Raw genomic sequence first — 18,615 nt, 5'->3', positions numbered from 1 at the left:
TCAACAGCTTGAACGCGAAACTGAATCCAATGACACAGGATGCAACGGCCAGAGAACGGCTGTATCTGTTCGATACGACGCTGCGCGACGGTGCGCAGACCAAGGGTGTGGACTTCTCCGTCGAGGACAAGCGCACCATTGCGATCGCGCTGGATCAGTTGGGTATCGACTATATCGAGGGTGGCTGGCCGGGTGCCAATCCGACCGATACGGCCTTCTTCCGCGACCCGCCGAAACTGAACGGTGCCAAGCTGGTCGCGTTCGGCATGACCAAGCGCGCCGGGCGCTCGGTCTCCAACGATCCGGGGCTGTCCGAGGTGCTGAACGCGGACACGGACGCTGTCTGCCTGGTCGGCAAGGCCTGGGATTTCCATGTCGATCTGGCGCTGGGCATCACCAATGAGGAAAACCTGATCTCGATCCGCGAGAGCATCGCGGGCGGGGTCGAGCGCGGGCGTGAAGCCATGTTCGATGCCGAACATTTCTTCGACGGCTATCGCGACAATCCCGACTACGCGCTGGCCTGTCTGCAGGCGGCGCTGGAAGGCGGGGCGCGCTGGGTCGTGCTGTGCGATACCAACGGCGGCACCCTGCCGGTCGATGTGGCACGCATCGTCGAGGAAGTTGCCAGAAAGGTTCCGCGCGAGAAGATCGGCATCCATGCGCACAACGACACCGAGAATGCCGTCGCCAACAGTCTGGCCGCCATCACCTCGGGTGCCCGTCAGGTGCAGGGCACGCTGAACGGTCTGGGCGAGCGCTGCGGCAATGCCAACATGATGTCAGTGATCCCTTCGGTCTGCCTGAAGCCGGCCTATGCGGATCATCTGACGACCGGCATCAGCGCGGCCAACCTGAAACAGCTCACATCGACATCGCGTCTGCTGGACGAACTGCTGAACCGCGCGCCGAACCGCCATCAGGCCTATGTCGGCGACTCGGCCTTTGCCCACAAGGGCGGCCTGCATGTCTCGGCGGTGCAGAAGGATCCGAAGACCTACGAACACATCGAGCCGCAGATCGTCGGCAATCGCCGACATGTGCTGGTCTCGGACCAGGCCGGTCGGTCGAACATCCTGGCGCGGATGGAAGAGGTCGGAATCGACGTTGCCCAGGACGATCCCCGGATCGGACGCCTGTTGGAAACCGTGAAGCAGCGCGAGTTCGAAGGCTATTCCTACGACGGCGCAGAGGCGAGCTTTGAGCTGATGGCGCGCCGGGCCCTGGGCGAAGTGCCTGATTACTTCAAGGTGGACCGATTCCGGGTCATGGTCGAGCGTCGCTACAATGCGCGGGGGCAACTGATCACGATCTCCGAAGCCACGGTCAAGATGATCGCCGGCGGTCGCGAGAAGCTGACGGTGGGCGAGGGGAATGGTCCGGTCAACGCGCTGGACATGGCGATCCGTCAGGGTCTCGTCGGCCTGTATGACGAACTGAGCGACCTGCGGCTGGTGGACTACAAGGTCCGGATCCTGAACGGCGGCACCGAAGCCGTGACACGCGTCCTGATCGAGAGCGCGGACGCATCGGGTGAACGCTGGTTCACCGTCGGCGTGTCCCCCAACATCGTGGAGGCCAGCTTCGATGCGCTGCACGATTCCATCACCTACAAGCTGTACCGCGACGGGGCACGCGTGGCACCGCGCATCGCAGCCGAGTAATCGGGACGATGGCAGGCACCGACCGGAGCATGAGGGATCAGGCCATCCCGCAGCCCGCGATCATCCTCGTGAAGCCGCAGCTGGGGGAGAACATCGGCGCGGCGGCGCGGGCGATGCTGAATTTCGGGCTGGGCGAGATGCGCATCGTGGCCCCGCGCGACGGCTGGCCGAACGATGCGGCACGCGCCATGGCCTCCCGCGCGGACGAGGTGCTCGACAATGCGCAACTGTTCGACACGACCGAAGCGGCCATCGCGGACCTGCAGCACGTCTTCGCGACGACGGCACGCGGGCGGGAGCTCTCCAAACCTGTGATCACGCCGCGTCAGACGGCGGAACGCGGCGTGCGTGCGCTGGGGCAGGGGCAGAAGGTCGGCATCCTCTTCGGCGGGGAACGCGCGGGCCTGGACAATGATGACGTGGCGCTGGCCCGTGCCGTTGTGCAGATCCCGACCAATCCGGCGTTCTCGTCGCTCAATCTGGCCCAGGCCGTGTTGCTGTGTGCCTATGAATGGCGGCTCGCCGCACTGGAAGGCGAGACCCATGTGCCGGACTTCGATGAGATGGACAGGCCGGTCGCCGCCGCCCAGATGACCGCATTTCTGGAGTTCATGACCGATGAACTGGACCGCGCGGGGATGTTCCGCCTGATCGAGGACAAGCGCCCGGTCATGCTGCGGAACATGCGCGCCATGTTCCACCGTGCCGAGATGCGGGACCATGAGGTCCGCACCCTGTTCGGCATGGTGCGCGCACTGTCCGGCCATCGGCAGGGCGTCCGCAAACCCGCGCCGAACGATACCGAACAGGGTGGTTGACAGCCCGGTTTCGCAGCCCTATAGCACGCCTTCCGCTGTCAGCACGCACTGGCCGCGTTCATATGTTTCACCAGTCGGATCGGTAGATTTTACCCATGACGAAGCGCATTACTGCGAAATACAAACTCGATCGCCGCATGGGCGAGAACATCTGGGGTCGCCCGAAAAGCCCGGTGAACAAGCGTGACTACGGTCCCGGCCAGCATGGCCAGGCCGGCAAGCGCAAGAAGATTTCCGATTTTGGCCTGCACCTGCGCGCGAAGCAGAAGCTGAAGGGCTATTACGGTTCCATCACCGAAAAACAGTTCCGCCGCATCTACAACGAGGCCACCCGCCGCAAGGGCGATACCTCGGAAAACCTGATCGGTCTGCTGGAAAGCCGTCTGGACGCGCTGGTCTATCGCATGAAGTTCGTGCCGACCGTCTTTGCCGCGCGCCAGTTCGTGAACCACGGGCACGTCAAGGTGAACGGCAAGAAGGTCAACATCGGCTCCTACCGCTGCAAGCCGGGCGACGTCATCGAGGTCCGCGAGAAATCCCGCCAGATGAACCTGGTGCTGGACGCCATCGATTCGCCGGAGCGCGAACTGCCCGATTACGTGAATGTCGATCATGACAAGCTGAAGGGTGAGTTCACCCGCATCCCGAACCTGGGCGACGTGCCCTACGCGGTGCAGATGGAACCGAACCTGGTGGTCGAGTATTACTCGCGCTGATCGGCGACACATTGTGAAGTTTGGAAGCGGCGTCAGGGAAACCTGGCGCCGTTTTCCTTGCTGGGCAGGGATGCTGGTTTCGCCCCGCACCGGGGCTTGATCCCGGTGTCCAGCCGACCGTCATGCTGCCCTGTGCGGTGCTGCACCGCAGCCAGGGCAGTCTCGCCGTTTGCTGCTCCCCGAGTCCCGGACTGTCACCCCCGGTTTATCCGGGGGCCTTCCCGAATACCCGACATGCAAGGGGTTCGCCGGGTCGTCCGCCGCCCCCGCACGCAGGGGGCGACACGCTGTGCGTCCGACCGGTTCAGTCGAGCTCAGAAATGCTCTGGTCTCGCCTGCCGTGCTCAACCCATCCGCATCCCGCCGGAGATCGTCATCGCCTGTCCGGTCATGCCATCGGATTCCGAACAGCCCAGATAGACCGCCAGGTGCGCGATCTCGACCGGTTGCAGCATCCGGCCCATGGGCACGCGGCCCAGCAGCATCTCCTTCAGCTTGTCGACGGAGATCCCGGCCAGCGCGGCATGGTCGTCGAACTGGTCGATCATGTCGGTCTCGACGAAGCCGGGGCAGATCGCGTTGATCGTGATGCCGTCCTTGGCATGTTCCAGCGCCGCACAGCGGGTCATGCCGATCACCGCGTGCTTGGAGGTGTTGTAGGCGCTCTGGTTCATGCTTTCCCACTTGCCGGCGGTCGAGGCGATGTTGACGATCTTGCCGCCTCCGGCGTCCTTCATGTGCCGCAGCGCGAACTGCATCGCGTGGAAGGTGCCGTAGGTATTGACCTGCATGACGCGGTCGAAGTCTTCGGGCCTATGGTCGATGAACCGTCCGGCCTTGTAGACGCCGGCATTGTTCACCAGCACATCCAGACCGCCGAAAAGACTGATGGCGTTGGCGATCATCTTCTCGACCTGCCCGCGGTCGGAGACATCGACGGCCATGGTCTCGACCCGTGCGCCGCTTTCCCGTGCCGCCGCCACCGTCTCCGCCAGTTGCGGTACGCCGGTCGCGACCAGCAGCAGATCCGCCCCTTCCGCAGCATAGCGTGTTGCGATGGCCGCGCCGATGCCCCGGCTGGCACCGGTTACGATGGCGCGTCTGCCCGCCAGCCTGCCTGTTCTCTCTGTCATGGTTCCCCCGCCTGTCCTGCACGTCTGTCTGACTGGAATGTCATGGCCCTTCGGTTGACGCAAGGCCCGCTTGGCCTTAACCCGAATGGAAGCAACAGGGGAGGCTGCACTCATGAAACTTTACAATTCCGTTGGACCGAATCCGCACATGGTCCGCATGTTCATGGCCGAGAAGGGCATCGAGATGGACATGGTCGATGTCGATATCCGCGGTGGCGAGAACCGTCAGCCCGAATATGTGAACAATGTGAATGCCAGCGGGCAGTGCCCGGCGCTGGTGATGGAGAACGGTGACATTCTCGCTGAGATCACGGCGATCTGTGAGTATCTGGACGAAAAGGGCGACGGTCCGAGCCTGATCGGCGACACGCCGGAAGAGCGCGCGGAGACCCGCATGTGGACGCGCCGCATTGACCTGGGCATCTGCGAACCGCTCGGGGCGGCGTTCCGCTTCGGGCCGGGCCTCAAGATGTTCCAGAGCCGCATGCATACCATTCCGTCGGCGGCCGGCGATTTTGCCGAGATCGCCCAGAAGAAGATGACCTGGCTGGACGAACAGATGGCGGGCAGGGACTTCGTCTGCGGTGACCGCCTGACCATGGCAGATATTCTGTTGTTCGCATTTCTGTCGTTCGGCGCGTCCTTCAAGCAGGGCCCGACGGAGGAGCACAAGAATCTGACCGCCTGGATGGAGCGCATGAAGGCGCGGCCCAGCGCCGACGCCTGACCGGTTCGGTCGAATGGCGGGCACCCGCAAGGCGCATATTGTCGGGATCGGGGAGAGCGAGTTCACCCGATGGGGCGGCATCATGGACCGCAGCCAGTTTCAGGTGACCGCCGAGGCGATCCTTGCAGCCGTCGGCGATGCCGGCCTGTCCACCGACGATGTGGACGGGCTGGCGTCCTTTTCCAACGACGGCAACGAAGGGCCGCTGATGCAGGCGGCGCTCGGGATCCCCGATCTGCGCTGGTCGTCCATGGTCTGGGGCGGCGGCGGTGGCGGTTCCTGCGGGGCCGTCGCGCAGGCCTGTGCCGCAGTCGAATCCGGGCAGGCCGAAACGGTCGTCGTCTATCGCGGCCTGTGTCAGGGGCAGGGACGTCGTTTCGGGCAGGCAGGTCTCAGCCGGACGCATGCCAGTTTCATCTATCCTTTCGGCCTGTTCGCACCGTCACAGATGCTGGCGCTGATGGTGCAGCGGTTCTTCCATGAAACCGGGATCGATCCGGCGGCGATGGCGGAGGTGGCGCTCTCTTTCCGGGCCAACGCCAACCGGAACCCGCGCGCAATCATGCACGGGCGCACGCTCAGCCGGGAGCAATATTTCGCCGGCCGCTGGATCGCCGAGCCCTTCCGCCTGTTCGACTGCTGCCTGGAAAGCGACGGCGCGGCGGCAGTGGTGATCACGACGGCGGAGCGGGCGCGCGATGTCAAATCGCAACCGGTCGAAATACTGGCAGCGGCGCACGGCAGCGGACCGGGCTGGAGCACAGGGCCGCTGGGGGCGCAGAACATGCCCGACAGCGACTATGCCTCCACCAACAACCGCCGCATCGCGCAGGAACTCTATGCGAAGGCGGGCGTGTCGCCCGATGATATCGATGTGGCGCAGATCTACGATCATTTCTCCGGCCTGATCCTGATGGCGCTGGAGGATTTCGGGTTCTGCGGTCGGGGCGAGAGCGGCGACTTCGTCAGCGACGGCCACATCCGCTGGGACGGTGGACGCCTGCCCCTGAATACGTCCGGGGGGCAACTCTCCGAAGCCTATGTGCATGGCGTCAATCTGATCAACGAGGGTGTCCGGCAACTGCGCGGACAGTCCACCTCACAGGTAAAGGACGCACAGACCTGCCTGGTGACCGGCGGACTGGGTGTCGCGCCGACCAGTGCAATCATTCTGGGGACGGTCTGATGGCATATTTTCCCGAGAGCATGCCCGGGATCGACCCGACGATGGACGAGGCGGCGTTCTTCGCGCATTGCCGGAACCGGGAGCTGAAGTTTCAGGCCTGCGGCACATGCGGACAGGTACGCCATCCGCCGACCCCGGTCTGCTTTGCCTGCCATTCGACAAGGGTCGCCTGGATCGCGGCACCGCCCGACGCGGAGGTGTTCAGTTTCACGGTGGTTCATTATGCCAGCCATCCTGCGGTGTCTGAAAGCCTGCCCTATGTGGTCGGTCTGGTTACCTTTCCCGATATGCCCGGCGTGAAGCTGGTCACCAACATCACCGATGTTCCGACCGATCAGGTCCATGTCGGCATGCGGGTCAGCCTGTGGTGGGACGATGTGGGCGAGGGTCTGTTTCTGCCGCGCTACCGGCCTGCACAACAACAGTAGGGGACGACCATGGATCAGAAACTGTTCGAGAAGGGCCTGGAACGTCGCAAGGCGGTGCTGGGCGCGGAATATGTCGAGAAGAACCTGGCGGCGGCGGATGATTTCACCCGCGAGTTCCAGGAGGTCATGACCGCCTGGGCCTGGGGATTCGGCTGGGGCGACGACACCATTGACGCAAAGACGCGGTCGATGATGAACCTCGCCATGCTGGCTGCGCTCGGCAAGATGAACGAGTGGAAGATCCATTGCCGCGGCGCGCTGACCAATGGTGTCAGCAAGGATGAGATCCGGTCCATCATCCATGTCGTTGCGATCTATTGCGGCGTCCCGCAGAGTCTCGAATGTTTCCGCGCCGCCAAAGAGGTCTTTGCCGAACGCGGGATCTGAGGGAGAAGCCTGTCATGCCGGAGAACAGCTACCGCTTCGCAGGCTTCATCAGCTACAGCCAGAAGGACAAGCGCTGGGCGCAGCGCATCCACAAGGCACTGGAAACCTACCGTCTTCCGGTCGGCCTGCCTGCGTCCGCCGAAATTGAGGGCCGAAAGCTTGGCCGGTTCTTCCGGGACGACGATGAACTGGCCGGCGCGCCCAGTCTGGGCGCCGCGCTGACCGGTGCGCTGGACGATTCCCGGACGTTGATCGTCATCTGCAGTCCCAATGCGGCGCAATCGAAATGGGTCGATGCCGAGATAAGACACTTCAAGGCGCGGGGACCCGACGCGCGTGTGCTTGCCGTGATCGTCGACGGCCAGCCGGACAGCACCGATCCGGATGTCATGTGCTTTCCGCCTTCGCTGCTTCGGAAAGTGGATTCGGACGGCAATCTGACAGACGAACCGGACGAGCCACTGGCACCGGACGCCAGCAAGGAAGCCTTCGACCGGCTGATTGCACGTCTGGTCGCCGGACTGGTCGGTGTCGCGTTCGACGCCCTGTGGCAACGGGAGAAGCGACGGAAACGCCGCCGTCAGCTCGTGACCGGCCTCGTGGGGCTCGTATTGCTTGCTGCAGCCGCGATCGGCTACGCCTTCTATGACGATGCCGTCGATCAACAGTTGGTCGAAGAATCCGTCAACCTAGCGGCTCAGGCACAGAAGGCCATGGATGACGGACGGCTGGGCGATGCTGCGGACCTTGTGACGCGCGCGCTGCCGTCAGACGTTGGCTCCCCTGATCGTCCTCTGGTACAGGAAGCTGCCGCAGCGCTGCGCCGGCTGATGAGTGCCAACCTGTCCGAAGGTGTCATCCGTCGTTTCGAGACAGCCATCATGGATGTGCGGCTGCTTCCCGACAGCACCCTGATGGTTGCGCTGGACGGCGGTGAGGTAGTGGTCATCGACCGGAACGGCAGCGAGTTGCGGCGCTTTCCGGCGGACGAGCGTTTGCGCTGGGCAGGAAGCGGTGCGCTGGCCTACACGACATTCAGCGATGAAAGAGCGGATGCGGATGGCAACCTGATTGTGACCCACCGCGCCAAAGTACGCGATCTGGCGTCAGGCAAGCTGTTGCGATCCCTGGATCACCGTCAGGACGGTTGGTGGCTGGGTCCGTTTGCGCCGCTCTCGCCGGATGGAAGCCGCGTCGTGGCCGTGGCCTGGGACGAAAACGAGGGCTTCAACGGGCACAGGTTTGCGGTCTGGCAACTGCCTGAGGTCGCGGGCGGGTCACCGCGAACCGTTGCAGAGGTCACCATACCCCGGATCGATCAGGACGGGTTGATCACGACCGAGTTTGCCGCCGACGATATCGTCGTCATCACGTGGGGTTCGGCACGCAAAGGCGCTTTGATCTGGACCCTGACCGACAACACGTACCGTCTGTTATCGGCGCCCGACGAAGGGACACGCTGCGGGCATGACCGGGACGGCTCGGAAAAGATCCGTGACAGTATCGCTCTCTCGGCGGATCGTACCCTGCTGACGCTCGCGCGGCCGGTGACTGAAGAAGAATGGTGCATTTCTGTCTGGAACGTTCGCACCGGTGAAGCGCTGGAGCCTGTCCTCTATGCCGATGGCCGGATCGCCGGTGCCGACGCGCTGGATGCCCACACACTCGCAATTCAGGGCAGTCCGACCGGCTGGCAGCAGCAGTCCGGGCTTCTGGTGCGCGGCTCTGAACGCGTGCGTCCGATCGACTGCCTGATGCCGCGCAAGGACATGTTCGGGCTGCGCGCGGACAGCGGCCGCTGGATCATCGACGACAGCATCCGGCGCTCCATTTGCGCAAACGATACGGTCATCGATGTGGAGTCCGGCCAGCACATGGAGATGGGGCAGAGGCTGCGGGGGCATTCCCAGACGATATCCGCCGTCGCTTACGATCCGGCATCGGCCATGCTGTTCTCGGGCGGCGGCGATGGTGAACTGCGGGCGTGGAACCTGAACCGGGGCGCACGTGACGCCGGGCTGTCCGGACCTGCCGTGGCCGTATCCGGCTGGGGCGGCTTGGTGGCGGCGATTCATGATCCCGACGATGCCCCCTTGTTGGTGCAGATGTTTCATGCGGGCGGTGAGAAGGCCGGGTCGCCGTTTCCATTCCCGGTTGCAGGCATGAAGATGGATCCGGTGCCCGGTCGCAGGGTTCAGTTGTCCGCGTGGCCGCTGGCGGAGCCTCATGCCCTGCTCGTCGAAAGCCATGACTGCGGGTTTCTGGGGTGCCCGCCCGGTACACCGCGGCGCGGGACGCTGGTCAACTGGCAGGACGGCTCTCGCGTGCCGCTGCCCGCAGAACTGGGATACGGCGGATTTCTGGCAAACATGACGGTCTCGGTGGCTTTTGATGGAACCCGGGAGCGTCTGGCCCTGACGACAACGGATGGCAGGGCCTTCGTGGTGCAGGTTCGCGACGGAACTACCACGGAATTGGGGGTTCCCGAGGGATGGCATGCGCGGCAGGCGCTGTTCGTTGGCCGCAGCATCTGGATGCTGGCCGATGACAGGGCGGACGAACCCGTCGATCGTGAGATTGTTCTGCTCCGATTCGATGAGAACGGAACTTCATCCGAGATGTCGAGAGTGCGTGCACAGGGCGCGCGGCTGTTTCCTTCCGAGAGCGGCAACGCCGCTGTGATCAGCTTTGACGTCATTCACGAAGCGCAGTCGCGGCCGCAGTATCAGGTGATCCGGGGCGACAGCATCTCTCACGCTTTCGAGATGCCGTTCCCAAGGATGTCCGGCGAGAGCCTGCAGGCGGTATCCTTCTTCGACGCGGATGCACAGGTCGCCCTGTTCTTTCCGGATCAGTCGGCACCGCCACAACTGGTGCGCATCGCGGAGGACGGGAAAGTCGACACGAACGCCATCTCCACCCTGATCGCCGCGCTGCCGGCCAGCATGCTGCAGGCGTGGCGGACCGACGACCCTGAAGGCCGCGCCGTCATCAGCGTTCATGACTCGCGTTTCTTCATGCAGCCGCTCGGAGACCCGGATGGGGTGTGCCCTGAACTGATCGGACAGGACGCGGACGCGGCGGCATTCTCGCCGGACGGCGCGCTGCTTGCCGTCAGCGATGACCGGGCAGAGGTCACGCGTCTGTACGACACACGAACCTGCAACCTTGTTCAGGAAGTCGGCAGCGGCGCAGCCCATAACCGGGCGCGTCTGGTCTTCGGGGATCACAGGACGCTCTGGCTGCTGACAGATCGCGGCGACCTGTTCTTCAGCAATGTAGAGACCGATCTGGGGAAGCTGCAGCAGCGCGCGAGGCAGCTGCTCGGGGACCGGTCAGTCAGGGAAGAATGATGTGGGGAACGAAACGGGCGTCGTCGGTCGTGATCAGCCCGTTGTCCTCGCGGATGCCCAGACCGGCGGGCTGACTGGCAACGACCCAGCAGCCGAACACGGGATGACGTCCGCCATAGTCGGGCAGGGGCGCGTACTGCTGCACGACATAACCTTCCTTGCCATAGTCGCCGCCGCTGCTGACCGAGGTGCCGGGGGCCTCGATGGAGATGTTCGCGCCTTCGCGACCGAGGATCGGCTTGATCACGCGTGATTCGAGTGCATCGGCTTTCGGGTCGTCGGCGAAATAGGCGGGCAGCAGGTTCGGGTGACCCTCGAACATTTCCCACAGCACCGGCAGCAACCCCTTGTTCGACAGGATCGTCTTCCAGGCCGGTTCGATGAAATGGCACCCGGAGGCCGGGACGTTCGCCCCGAAGTCGTCCCGCATCAGCCATTCCCAGGGGTAGAGCTTGAACAGCCAGTCGATGGGCTGGTCCCACAGGTCGACGAAGGCGCCCTTCGGCCCCAGGCCGATTTCTTCCATGGTCAGCTGTTCGACGTCCAGGCCGGCCTGGCCCGCGCAATCGGCCAGATACTCGACGGTGCCGCGATCCTCGTCGCTGTCGGATACGGCGGCGAGATGCAGTTTGCCCGTGACGCCGATATTGCCGAAGGCGTCGATAAGCTGTTCATGCAGCGAATTGAACTGGTCGGTCCCTTCGGCGATGTGCCCGCGCTCGATCTGCTGTTCCAGCCACACCCACTGGAAGATCGATGCCTCGTACAGCGCGGTGGGGGTGTCGGCATTGTATTCGTAGAGCTTCGGTGACCCGGACCCGTCGTAGGCGAAATCCATGCGCCCGTAGAGATTGCGTTCCCTGTAGCGCCAGCTGTCCGCGACGTACTGATGAAAGGACGCAGGAATGCCGAGACGTGACATCAACATTTCGTCGGCAGCGACGCGCTCGACCACCTCGAAACACATCTCTTCCACCGCCTCGACGGCAGGTTCCAGATCGCCTTCGACCTGATCGAGGGTCAGCGCATAACAGGCGCTTTCGTCCCAGTAGGCGTCATCCTCGGGTGAGTGAAAGGTGAACCCGTGCGCTTCTGCCGTCTGTTTCCAGTCGGGGCGGGGGGCGATGTCGATCCGCTGAACCGGGTGCGTTGCCGGATCACCCGCGGAATCAGCCACCGGCGCTGCCGAAGGCGCGGGCCGAGGCACCGAAACCGCCACGCGGCGTCGGGCGCATGTTCGCCGCCGGTCGTGCCGCAGCGGACTTGGGAATGGTGGCGGCTCCCACTGCGTTGCCGACCTTCACATTGCTGCCGGTGCGGAATCCATTCCTGTCGTCACCGGACCGGTACAGCGGCTGCGTTGCCGCGCTGCGTGCGCTGCCGGACAGCATGCTGCCCATCATGTAGCCGACCATCAGGGGCATGAACACGCTGCCACCCGATGCGGTCTCATAGGGCGCGGTTTCGCACTGTTGTGCGCCGAAATCGGCTTCGCAGTCGGCCTTGTTCAGATACTTCGGTGCAACCTCGGCATGCAACTGCTCGGCCTGGGCGAAATCGGCGACGCATTGCTCTTCCGAGAAGACGCCTGCGGTCGTGCACTGCTGAACCGTTTCGTAAATCTGTGTCGTCACCTGCTGCTCTTCACAGGCGGTCAGGGTCAGCCCGGCGGCACCCATCGTGATCAACGCAATCTGTCGGGATCGTTTCATGGTCAGCCTTCCGTCCGCTTGTCGAAGTGCGCATAATAGCGCTCGCCGACCTTGTCCATTTCCACGGTGACGAAGACGTCCACCGTGCCGAACTGATCGTCTATCACGGCACCGTCGCCGATGACACCGCCCAGCCGCAGGTACGCCTTGATCAGCGGCGGCATCGCTTTCCAGACGCGCCGCGCGTCGATGTCGTCTTTCTCGACCATCTCCATCTTCACATAGCGGGCGTCGAGCGCGCGCACGGTCCGCGCGGGATCACCGCCATGGAAATGCCGCAGATAGGAGAGGGCTTCCGCATGCGCCTTCGGATCCCGGCCATGGAAGCTGGCACAGCCGAACAGCGTCGTCAGCTTGTGTTCGGCCAGATAGGCCGCGATGCCGCGCCAGAGCAACTGGATGGTGGCTTTCGAGCGATGGGTCGAGGCCACGCAGGAGCGGCCCAGTTCGAGCAGGCTCTCCATCGGACGGTCCATCAGCGGTGACAGGTCATATTCGTCGGCGGAATAGAATCCGCCGTTGTCGCGTGCGACGCTGCCGCGCAGCAACCGGTAGGCACCGACCAGTTGATCTGCCTCCGGCAGCGCACGGTCCATCACGATCAGGTGGTCGCAGATATCGTCATAGCGGTCCATATCCAGCCGCAGGCGGCGGGCGACGGGGTCGGGACGCGCGCCCATCTCGTCATAGAACACGGTGTAGCGGAGCGTCTGGGCCGCCCGGATCGCGTCACGGTTGCGGGTGATGTAGACCTCCAGATTGCCGGCCGAGCAGACCGGGCCCGAGGCAGGCAGATTCCAGCGCAGGCGGGACGCGCCGGGACGGCCGGCGGACATGGCGACGATCTGATCCGCATTCTGGTTCGACGGCGTGCGAATGGCCCGCTTTGCGGCCCTGCGCTCTTTCAGCTTGGTCGCCGCAACCTTGGGCAGGAAGATCACATTCTTGATCATCCTGCGCTTCCGACCGGGTGCCTTGGTACCGGCAGGCCTGACCCGGCGAAGTTTTCTCATTGGATTCATTCAGAATGAAAGGCCTGGAAGCCTTTCCTTTCCTTGGTCATGGGGCCACGCGTCGGGATGACTGGGGGCACGAAAAAACCTCATGTTGCCGGGGCTGAACCTAATCTCGCTGGCCCTGACGGTCAACTAAACACAGATCAATACCGTTGGTGCGCGCGGCGATCCGCACTAGGATTCGCCGAACGTCAGTAAAGGATACCGAGATGCCGAGAACGCCCGTTTTTCTGGCCATGGCCGGGCTGGTCCCATTCGTCGGCGGTGCCTGGATGGTCCATTTCGGCGAAGGCGGCTGGCTGGGGATCGCCCGGTTTTCGATGCCGATCTATGCGGCGGTCATCCTGTCGTTTCTGGGGGGGACCCAGTGGGGATTCGCGCTGGCGCCCGGCGCCCGGCAGGATGCTCGGGCCGTCCGGCTGCTGATTGCCATGGTGCCGTCAATCGCCGGCTGGCTGATCATGGCGCTGCCGTTCACCGCGCCGCAGAACAAGTATCTGATGTTCGCGGGCCTGCTGATCCTGTGGGCCGCAATCGATCACGTCTACGCGCGCAGGGGCTGGGCACCGGACTGGTATCCGAAGCTGCGCTGGCCGATCACGATCATCGCTGCCGGTTCGATGGTGATCGGCAGCACGTATTAGCCTTGCTGTGCGCGGTACTCGCGCGCCAGTTCGACATAGTGCGCGGCACCGCGCTTCATCATCGCGATGTCCTTGTCGGTGACGTCCCGCAGCGGCTTGGCGGGCCATCCGGCCCACATCTCTCCCTTGCGCGCCACCTTGCCCGGCGGCAGCAGCGCACCCGCCGCAATCAGCGCGCCGCCTTCGATCACGCAGCCATCCAGGATCACCGCGTTCATGCCGATGAAGGCGTCGTCCTGCAGTTCGCAGCCATGCAGCATCACGTTGTGTCCAACCAGAACGTCGCTGCCGATCACGGTCGGCGTGCCGTTGTTGTTGACGTGGATCACCGTACCGTCCTGGATGTTCGTGCGTTCGCCGATGCGGATGTAGTTGACGTCGCCGCGGAGCACGCAGTTGAACCAGACACTGGAACCCGCGCCGATCTTGACGTCGCCGATGATCTGGCTGCCCGGTGCGATGAAGCAGTCGTCGGCGATCTCGGGCGTCATGCCGCGGAAAGTGTGAATGCCGCCTCGTTCCATGTCGCTTGCCTTTCGTGTTATCTCCCGCCTGCTGTAGCCGCTCGTGAGCCGCAGGCCAAGTCACGGAAGACCTGACATGCATTATCTCTATCTGATCGGCGCCATCGTCGGTGAAGTCGTCGGCACCAGTGCGCTGAAGGCGACGGAAGGATTCACCAAACTCTGGCCGTCGTTGATCGTGGTCGCGGGATATGGCGTCGCCTTCTTCCTGCTGTCGCTGTCCGTCGAACGCTTTCCCATCGGCGTGCTCTATGCGGTCTGGTCGGGCCTGGGTGTGGTGCTGATCGCCATCGCGGGCGCGGTGATCTACGGCGACCGGCTCGACACGCCGGCCTATCTGGGGCTTGCGCTGATCATCAGCGGCGTCGTCGTGATCCAGATGTTTTCGGAAACGGTGCGCCATTGAGTCAGATGAAACATCCGCTGTCCGGGGCTGACCCTGCGACCTTCCTGAAAGCGCTGCTCGGCAACCGTGGTGTGGCGAAGGGGCAGGCGTTGCGTACCGCGGCCATTGCGGGTGCCGTGCTGGGCCGGACGCCGTTCACGCTGGCCGAGAGGCTCTACTGCGCCGCGCGCCTGCCTGTCGATCTGGAGCAGCCACCGATCTTCATCGTTGGGCACTGGCGCAGCGGGACGACGCACCTCTACAACATCATGGCCAAGGGCGATTTCGCCTATGTGCCGCCGGTCGCGACCGGACTGCCGTGGGACCTTCTGCTGATCGGCGGGCTGTTCCGTCCGTTGCTGGAGAAGGCGCTGCCAAAAAGCCGGGCCATCGACAATGTGCCGGTCACGCCGGACGCGCCGCAGGAAGACGAGATCGCCATCGCCAACATGACGGTGCAGTCCTTCTATCACGCGCTCTATTTCCCTGAGCGCTTCGAGCGGCATCTGCGCGCCGGGCTGTTCTTCGAGGGCGTCGATCAGGCCGGGGTCGCCGAGTGGGAACGTCAGGTCCGGCATCTCTATGCAAAGCTGGTGCACGATCAGGGCGGCAGGCGGCTGTTGATCAAGAACCCGGTCTACACAGGACGCGTGGCACAACTGGCGCGCATGTTCCCGGGCGCAAGGTTCGTCAACATGGTGCGCGACCCCTACGACATCTTCGTGTCGATGCGGAACTTCTATGTGAAGCTGCTGCCGGAGCTGGCGCTGCAGGGATATGCGCATGTCGATGTCGACGAGGCCGTCCTGAGCGTTTTCCCCGAGCTGATGCAGCGTCTGCGGCAGGACGCGGTTGAACTGCCCGCCGGCCACTTTGTCGAACTGCGCTACGAGGAACTGGACACCGATCCGCTTGCCACCGTGCAGCGCGCCTACGACGCACTCGGGCTGCAAGGCTTTGAAACAAGTGTTGAATCCTTCCGCACCTATCTGGGTGGCATAAAGAGCTACAGGAAGAACGACTTCGCCATGCCGGCGGAGGTGATCGAAAAGGTCAACGCACGTTGGGCGGACGAAATCGAAGCGCTGGGATATCCGGTCAGGGAGACATGACAGACCGTCACGGAACTGCGCCACCGGCCCGTCGCCTGTCATTGCCGGGCCTCTGGCTCGTCTGCGGTTTGCTGCTTCCGACGGCTTCCCTGGCCGATAGCCATGATTGCCGCCATGTGCAGGTGACGGATGCGGACAGCGGCCGACCCCTCGCAGGCATCGAGGATCTCGTCTATCACCCGCCCAGCGATACGCTGATCCTGTCCGTGCACGACCGTTGGGGCGATGCGGATGAAGACCCCAACGCGCTGATGGGCCTGTTCGGCCTGGCGCTGGAATCGCTGGTTGCCGGCGGTCCGGCGACAGCGCGGCGGATTGCCGGTCCAGCCGATCGGTCGATGCGCCCGCACGGCATGTCACTTGCCGAGCGCGAAGCGGGTGTCTGGCGATTGCTGGTGATCGATCATCGTTTCTACCGTGAGGAACAACGTGACGGCCAGCCCGGCACGATCCTGCAGGAGTACGATGTTACCGGCGACGGCGCGCTGGCTCCATTGCGGCAGTTCGGACATGCCGGACTTTGTCCTGCCAACGATCTGGACTGGGACGGCGGTGACCGGCTGATTGTGACGCTGGACCGGGCAAACTGCGGCGGTTTCTGGCGGTTTCTGGAACTGGCGCGCGGCCAGCAGCGCGGGCGCGTCGTTCTGGTCGATCTGGAAGCGCAGACCCTGACCGATCTGCTGACTGATCTGGCTTTCCCGAACGGGATCGCGCTCGATCCCGCTTCCGAGGGGCAGTTTTTCCTGACGGAATCCCGCGCTGCGCGCCTCTCGCGCTTCTCCCTCGATCTTGACGCGGAGCCTTCGAAAGGCATGAGTTCTGAAACGTTGCAGACTGTGGAACTGCCGGGCGCGCCCGACAATCTCGCGTTCGATGCGGACGGCATGCTGCTGGTCGCGCTGCATCCCGACGTGACGGATTTCGGTCTCTATTCCATGAGGGTGTGGGGCTACGAGAGTTCGGCCACGCGCATCGTCAGGCTCTCCGGGACTGCCCCGGAGGCTGAAGTTGAGACGATCCTGGACGATCCGGATGGCGCGCTCGTCTCCGGCGCGACGTCGGTCATTCAGGCAGGTGACCATTATGTTGCCGGCGCGGCCTTCGACGAGGGACTGGTCGTGTGTGATCTGCAATGACGGATAGCGGCCTCGATCTGGTCACGGGTGGCTGCGGCTTCATCGGCCGGCATCTGGTGGCGGCGCTTCACGCGCGCGGGCGGCAGGTGCGCGTGCTGGATACAGCCGGACTGCCCTCTGGCATGTCCGGCGTCGTGCATCATCAGGCCTCGATCCTGAGCCATGAGGCGGTGGACGAGGCGGTCGAAGGCGTCGAGCATGTCTATCATGTGGCGGGCGATCCCTCGCTCTGGTCGAAAGGGCAGCATGACTTCGACCGTACCAACCGGACCGGTGCGGAGATGGTTCTCGATGCCGCCGTTGCAGCCGGGGCGCGACGCATCATCCTGACCTCGACGCACGCGATCGATGTGAAGTCGAAGGGGCCGGTGAAGGAAGCGACGATGCCCGGACCCTACACCCGCGCCAAGTTCCGGGCGGAACAATACGCGCTGAAGCTGATCGGAGAAGGGGCACCGATCATTGCCGTCGCGCCGACCATGCCGATGGGGCCGGGCGACGTGAACCTGACGCCGCCGATGCGGATGCTGCTGGAGTTCCTGCGCGGCGAGAATCCGGCCTATTACGAGTTCGAGACCAACCTGATCGACGTCCGCGAGGTCGCCGAGGGCCATGTGCTGGCCGCGGAGCGTGGCGAGGTCGGTGTGCGCTATGTGCTGGGGCGCCACAACGTTCTGATGTCGGAGTTCCTGAGCCTCGTGGAGCGCCTCAGCCAGAAGCCCATGCCGCGGCGGCGGATCCCGTTTGCCGTCGCCCTGGCGTCGGCGTGGGCCTTCGAGGGCGCGGCGCTGGTGACCCGCAAACCGCCGCGCGCCTCGGTCGAGGGTGTGCGCCTGGCGAAACAGCTGAAGCCCGTGCCCGGGAACCCGGCGGCGGCCCTGGATCTTCCCGAATGGCCGCTTGAGGACATGCTGCGCGATGCCATCGCGTGGTTTGAACACGAAGGATACTGGACGCGTGACGGCTGAAACCGAACTGGTGATATTCGATTGTGACGGGGTGCTGGTCGACAGCGAACTGCCCGCCAATCGTGAGTTCGCGCGCTATCTGCAGGCGCATGGTCTGAACCTGACCACCGAGCAGGTCATGGAAGAGTTCGTCGGCCTGTCGCTGAAGACCTGCGCCCGGATCGCGCTGGAGAAGTACGGCGTAGGGCTGCCGGACAGTTTCATCCCTGACATCCGACGGATCACGGCCGAAGTGCTGGCCGTGGAGGTGAAAGCCATCCCCGGCGTGCGGGAAGCAGTGACGAGGATGGGGCTTGCCACCTGCGTGGCCTCCTCCGGCGAGGTCGAAAAGATGAAACTGACCCTGGGCCGGACCGGTCTGCTCGATCTGTTCGAGGGACGGCTGAATTCGGCGACCGAGGTGAAGAACGGCAAGCCTGCGCCGGACCTGTTCCTGTATGCAGCCGAGGCCATGGGCATTGATCCGGCCCGGTGCGTGGTGATCGAGGACAGTCCCTACGGGGTGCAGGGTGCTGTGGCGGCGGGTATGCGGGCGCTGGGCTTCTGCGGCGGGGGGCATCGCGACCTGCAGCGTGACTCGGTGATGCTGCTGAATGCGGGCGCGGAAATCGTCTTCGATGACATGGCGCGCTTGCCGGGGATCGTCGCGATGCATTAGGGTTGCGGCAATAACTGAACAGCGGTCATTTCCGTCGGGAGGAAA

Annotated in this window: 19 protein-coding genes; 14 read left to right on the top strand and 5 right to left on the bottom strand. The window is 64.0% G+C overall.

Annotated features, from left to right (window positions below):
- Nucleotides 1–29 precede the first annotated feature (29 nt).
- From cimA to rpsD, 3 genes are all read left to right on the top strand, one after another.
- Entirely contained in the window at nucleotides 30–1,664 is a 1,635-nt protein-coding gene (gene cimA, locus ACN0X7_RS05645) for a citramalate synthase (protein ID WP_417515001.1), read from the top strand.
- 29 nt (nucleotides 1,665–1,693) lie between these two features.
- Complete coding sequence (locus ACN0X7_RS05640; RefSeq protein WP_417514999.1) at nucleotides 1,694–2,482, top strand: RNA methyltransferase; 789 nt, start codon at nucleotides 1,694–1,696, stop codon at nucleotides 2,480–2,482.
- 95 nt (nucleotides 2,483–2,577) lie between these two features.
- The gene (gene rpsD, locus ACN0X7_RS05635) at nucleotides 2,578–3,198 is read left to right on the top strand and encodes a 30S ribosomal protein S4 (RefSeq protein ID WP_417514997.1); all 621 of its coding nucleotides are present in this window, start codon (nucleotides 2,578–2,580) and stop codon (nucleotides 3,196–3,198) included.
- A gap of 344 nt (nucleotides 3,199–3,542) precedes the next feature.
- Here rpsD and ACN0X7_RS05630 read toward each other — a convergent pair whose 3' ends face one another.
- A complete protein-coding gene (locus tag ACN0X7_RS05630) occupies nucleotides 3,543–4,331 on the bottom strand; it encodes an SDR family NAD(P)-dependent oxidoreductase (protein WP_417514995.1) in 789 nt (262 codons plus the stop codon).
- A 112-nt stretch (nucleotides 4,332–4,443) separates the two neighbouring features.
- Between ACN0X7_RS05630 and ACN0X7_RS05625 the strand changes: the two genes are divergently transcribed.
- From ACN0X7_RS05625 to ACN0X7_RS05605, 5 genes are read left to right on the top strand one after another with little or no spacing between them, the layout of a single operon-like run.
- On the top strand, nucleotides 4,444–5,058 hold the full coding sequence (locus tag ACN0X7_RS05625; RefSeq protein ID WP_417514993.1) for a glutathione S-transferase family protein: 615 nt from the start codon (nucleotides 4,444–4,446) through the stop codon (nucleotides 5,056–5,058).
- A 13-nt stretch (nucleotides 5,059–5,071) separates the two neighbouring features.
- Nucleotides 5,072–6,244, top strand: coding sequence for a thiolase C-terminal domain-containing protein (locus ACN0X7_RS05620; protein ID WP_417514991.1), 1,173 nt, complete (start codon nucleotides 5,072–5,074; stop codon nucleotides 6,242–6,244).
- Nucleotides 6,244–6,672 (top strand): Zn-ribbon domain-containing OB-fold protein, encoded by a 429-nt coding sequence (locus ACN0X7_RS05615; protein WP_417514989.1) that lies wholly within the window; start codon nucleotides 6,244–6,246, stop codon nucleotides 6,670–6,672. Before ACN0X7_RS05620 ends, ACN0X7_RS05615 begins: the two co-directional genes overlap by 1 nt.
- A 9-nt stretch (nucleotides 6,673–6,681) precedes the next feature.
- Nucleotides 6,682–7,059, top strand: coding sequence for a carboxymuconolactone decarboxylase family protein (locus ACN0X7_RS05610; protein ID WP_417514987.1), 378 nt, complete (start codon nucleotides 6,682–6,684; stop codon nucleotides 7,057–7,059).
- 14 nt (nucleotides 7,060–7,073) lie between these two features.
- Nucleotides 7,074–10,412 carry a toll/interleukin-1 receptor domain-containing protein gene (locus tag ACN0X7_RS05605; RefSeq protein WP_417514985.1) on the top strand — a complete coding sequence of 1,113 codons (3,339 nt, stop codon included), beginning with the start codon at nucleotides 7,074–7,076 and terminating at the stop codon, nucleotides 10,410–10,412.
- Here the strand turns inward: ACN0X7_RS05605 and ACN0X7_RS05600 are convergent.
- The 3 genes from ACN0X7_RS05600 to ACN0X7_RS05590 are packed head-to-tail and all read right to left on the bottom strand — an operon-like array spanning nucleotide 10,399 to nucleotide 13,077.
- On the bottom strand, nucleotides 10,399–11,589 hold the full coding sequence (locus ACN0X7_RS05600; protein ID WP_417514983.1) for a glutathionylspermidine synthase family protein: 1,191 nt from the start codon (nucleotides 11,587–11,589) through the stop codon (nucleotides 10,399–10,401). The genes ACN0X7_RS05605 and ACN0X7_RS05600 overlap by 14 nt on opposite strands.
- Complete coding sequence (locus ACN0X7_RS05595; protein ID WP_417514981.1) at nucleotides 11,582–12,124, bottom strand: DUF1190 domain-containing protein; 543 nt, start codon at nucleotides 12,122–12,124, stop codon at nucleotides 11,582–11,584. Before ACN0X7_RS05595 ends, ACN0X7_RS05600 begins: the two co-directional genes overlap by 8 nt.
- 2 nt (nucleotides 12,125–12,126) lie before the next feature.
- Nucleotides 12,127–13,077, bottom strand: a complete 951-nt coding sequence (locus tag ACN0X7_RS05590; protein ID WP_417514979.1) for a GNAT family N-acetyltransferase — start codon at nucleotides 13,075–13,077, stop codon at nucleotides 12,127–12,129.
- A 272-nt stretch (nucleotides 13,078–13,349) separates the two neighbouring features.
- Between ACN0X7_RS05590 and ACN0X7_RS05585 the strand changes: the two genes are divergently transcribed.
- Nucleotides 13,350–13,784: a DUF3429 domain-containing protein gene (locus ACN0X7_RS05585; protein WP_417514977.1), complete on the top strand. Its 435-nt coding sequence runs from the start codon at nucleotides 13,350–13,352 to the stop codon at nucleotides 13,782–13,784.
- Here ACN0X7_RS05585 and ACN0X7_RS05580 read toward each other — a convergent pair.
- Nucleotides 13,781–14,308 (bottom strand): gamma carbonic anhydrase family protein, encoded by a 528-nt coding sequence (locus tag ACN0X7_RS05580; RefSeq protein ID WP_417514975.1) that lies wholly within the window; start codon nucleotides 14,306–14,308, stop codon nucleotides 13,781–13,783. The genes ACN0X7_RS05585 and ACN0X7_RS05580 overlap by 4 nt on opposite strands.
- A 76-nt stretch (nucleotides 14,309–14,384) precedes the next feature.
- Here ACN0X7_RS05580 and ACN0X7_RS05575 point away from each other — a divergent pair, with 76 nt between their 5' ends.
- The 5 genes from ACN0X7_RS05575 to ACN0X7_RS05555 are packed head-to-tail and all read left to right on the top strand — an operon-like array spanning nucleotide 14,385 to nucleotide 18,570.
- Nucleotides 14,385–14,714, top strand: coding sequence for a DMT family transporter (locus ACN0X7_RS05575; protein ID WP_417514973.1), 330 nt, complete (start codon nucleotides 14,385–14,387; stop codon nucleotides 14,712–14,714).
- Nucleotides 14,715–14,719: 5 nt separating this feature from the next.
- Nucleotides 14,720–15,805: a sulfotransferase family protein gene (locus ACN0X7_RS05570; RefSeq protein WP_417515576.1), complete on the top strand. Its 1,086-nt coding sequence runs from the start codon at nucleotides 14,720–14,722 to the stop codon at nucleotides 15,803–15,805.
- Nucleotides 15,802–16,944, top strand: coding sequence for an SMP-30/gluconolactonase/LRE family protein (locus tag ACN0X7_RS05565; RefSeq protein ID WP_417514971.1), 1,143 nt, complete (start codon nucleotides 15,802–15,804; stop codon nucleotides 16,942–16,944). The genes ACN0X7_RS05570 and ACN0X7_RS05565 overlap by 4 nt, the downstream gene beginning before the upstream one ends.
- The gene (locus tag ACN0X7_RS05560; RefSeq protein ID WP_417514969.1) at nucleotides 16,941–17,912 is read left to right on the top strand and encodes an NAD-dependent epimerase/dehydratase family protein; all 972 of its coding nucleotides are present in this window, start codon (nucleotides 16,941–16,943) and stop codon (nucleotides 17,910–17,912) included. Before ACN0X7_RS05565 ends, ACN0X7_RS05560 begins: the two co-directional genes overlap by 4 nt.
- A complete protein-coding gene (locus ACN0X7_RS05555) occupies nucleotides 17,902–18,570 on the top strand; it encodes an HAD family hydrolase (protein ID WP_417514967.1) in 669 nt (222 codons plus the stop codon). Before ACN0X7_RS05560 ends, ACN0X7_RS05555 begins: the two co-directional genes overlap by 11 nt.
- Nucleotides 18,571–18,615 lie beyond the last annotated feature (45 nt).

The organism is Minwuia sp. (assembly GCF_048263705.1).
GTDB lineage: Bacteria > Pseudomonadota > Alphaproteobacteria > Minwuiales > Minwuiaceae > Minwuia.
This window is presented reverse-complemented; position numbering and strand designations above follow the sequence as displayed.

Coding starts and splice junctions, on each gene's coding strand:
- ACN0X7_RS05580 (WP_417514975.1), bottom strand. CDS start 14,308: ATGGAACGAGGCGGCATTCACACTTTCCGCGGCATGACGCCCGAGATC.
- ACN0X7_RS05620 (WP_417514991.1), top strand. CDS start 5,072: ATGGCGGGCACCCGCAAGGCGCATATTGTCGGGATCGGGGAGAGCGAG.
- ACN0X7_RS05625 (WP_417514993.1), top strand. CDS start 4,444: ATGAAACTTTACAATTCCGTTGGACCGAATCCGCACATGGTCCGCATG.
- ACN0X7_RS05595 (WP_417514981.1), bottom strand. CDS start 12,124: ATGAAACGATCCCGACAGATTGCGTTGATCACGATGGGTGCCGCCGGG.
- ACN0X7_RS05590 (WP_417514979.1), bottom strand. CDS start 13,077: ATGATCAAGAATGTGATCTTCCTGCCCAAGGTTGCGGCGACCAAGCTG.
- ACN0X7_RS05575 (WP_417514973.1), top strand. CDS start 14,385: ATGCATTATCTCTATCTGATCGGCGCCATCGTCGGTGAAGTCGTCGGC.
- rpsD (WP_417514997.1), top strand. CDS start 2,578: ATGACGAAGCGCATTACTGCGAAATACAAACTCGATCGCCGCATGGGC.
- ACN0X7_RS05630 (WP_417514995.1), bottom strand. CDS start 4,331: ATGACAGAGAGAACAGGCAGGCTGGCGGGCAGACGCGCCATCGTAACC.
- ACN0X7_RS05560 (WP_417514969.1), top strand. CDS start 16,941: ATGACGGATAGCGGCCTCGATCTGGTCACGGGTGGCTGCGGCTTCATC.
- ACN0X7_RS05605 (WP_417514985.1), top strand. CDS start 7,074: ATGCCGGAGAACAGCTACCGCTTCGCAGGCTTCATCAGCTACAGCCAG.
- cimA (WP_417515001.1), top strand. CDS start 30: ATGACACAGGATGCAACGGCCAGAGAACGGCTGTATCTGTTCGATACG.
- ACN0X7_RS05585 (WP_417514977.1), top strand. CDS start 13,350: ATGCCGAGAACGCCCGTTTTTCTGGCCATGGCCGGGCTGGTCCCATTC.
- ACN0X7_RS05610 (WP_417514987.1), top strand. CDS start 6,682: ATGGATCAGAAACTGTTCGAGAAGGGCCTGGAACGTCGCAAGGCGGTG.
- ACN0X7_RS05570 (WP_417515576.1), top strand. CDS start 14,720: ATGAAACATCCGCTGTCCGGGGCTGACCCTGCGACCTTCCTGAAAGCG.
- ACN0X7_RS05565 (WP_417514971.1), top strand. CDS start 15,802: ATGACAGACCGTCACGGAACTGCGCCACCGGCCCGTCGCCTGTCATTG.
- ACN0X7_RS05615 (WP_417514989.1), top strand. CDS start 6,244: ATGGCATATTTTCCCGAGAGCATGCCCGGGATCGACCCGACGATGGAC.
- ACN0X7_RS05640 (WP_417514999.1), top strand. CDS start 1,694: ATGAGGGATCAGGCCATCCCGCAGCCCGCGATCATCCTCGTGAAGCCG.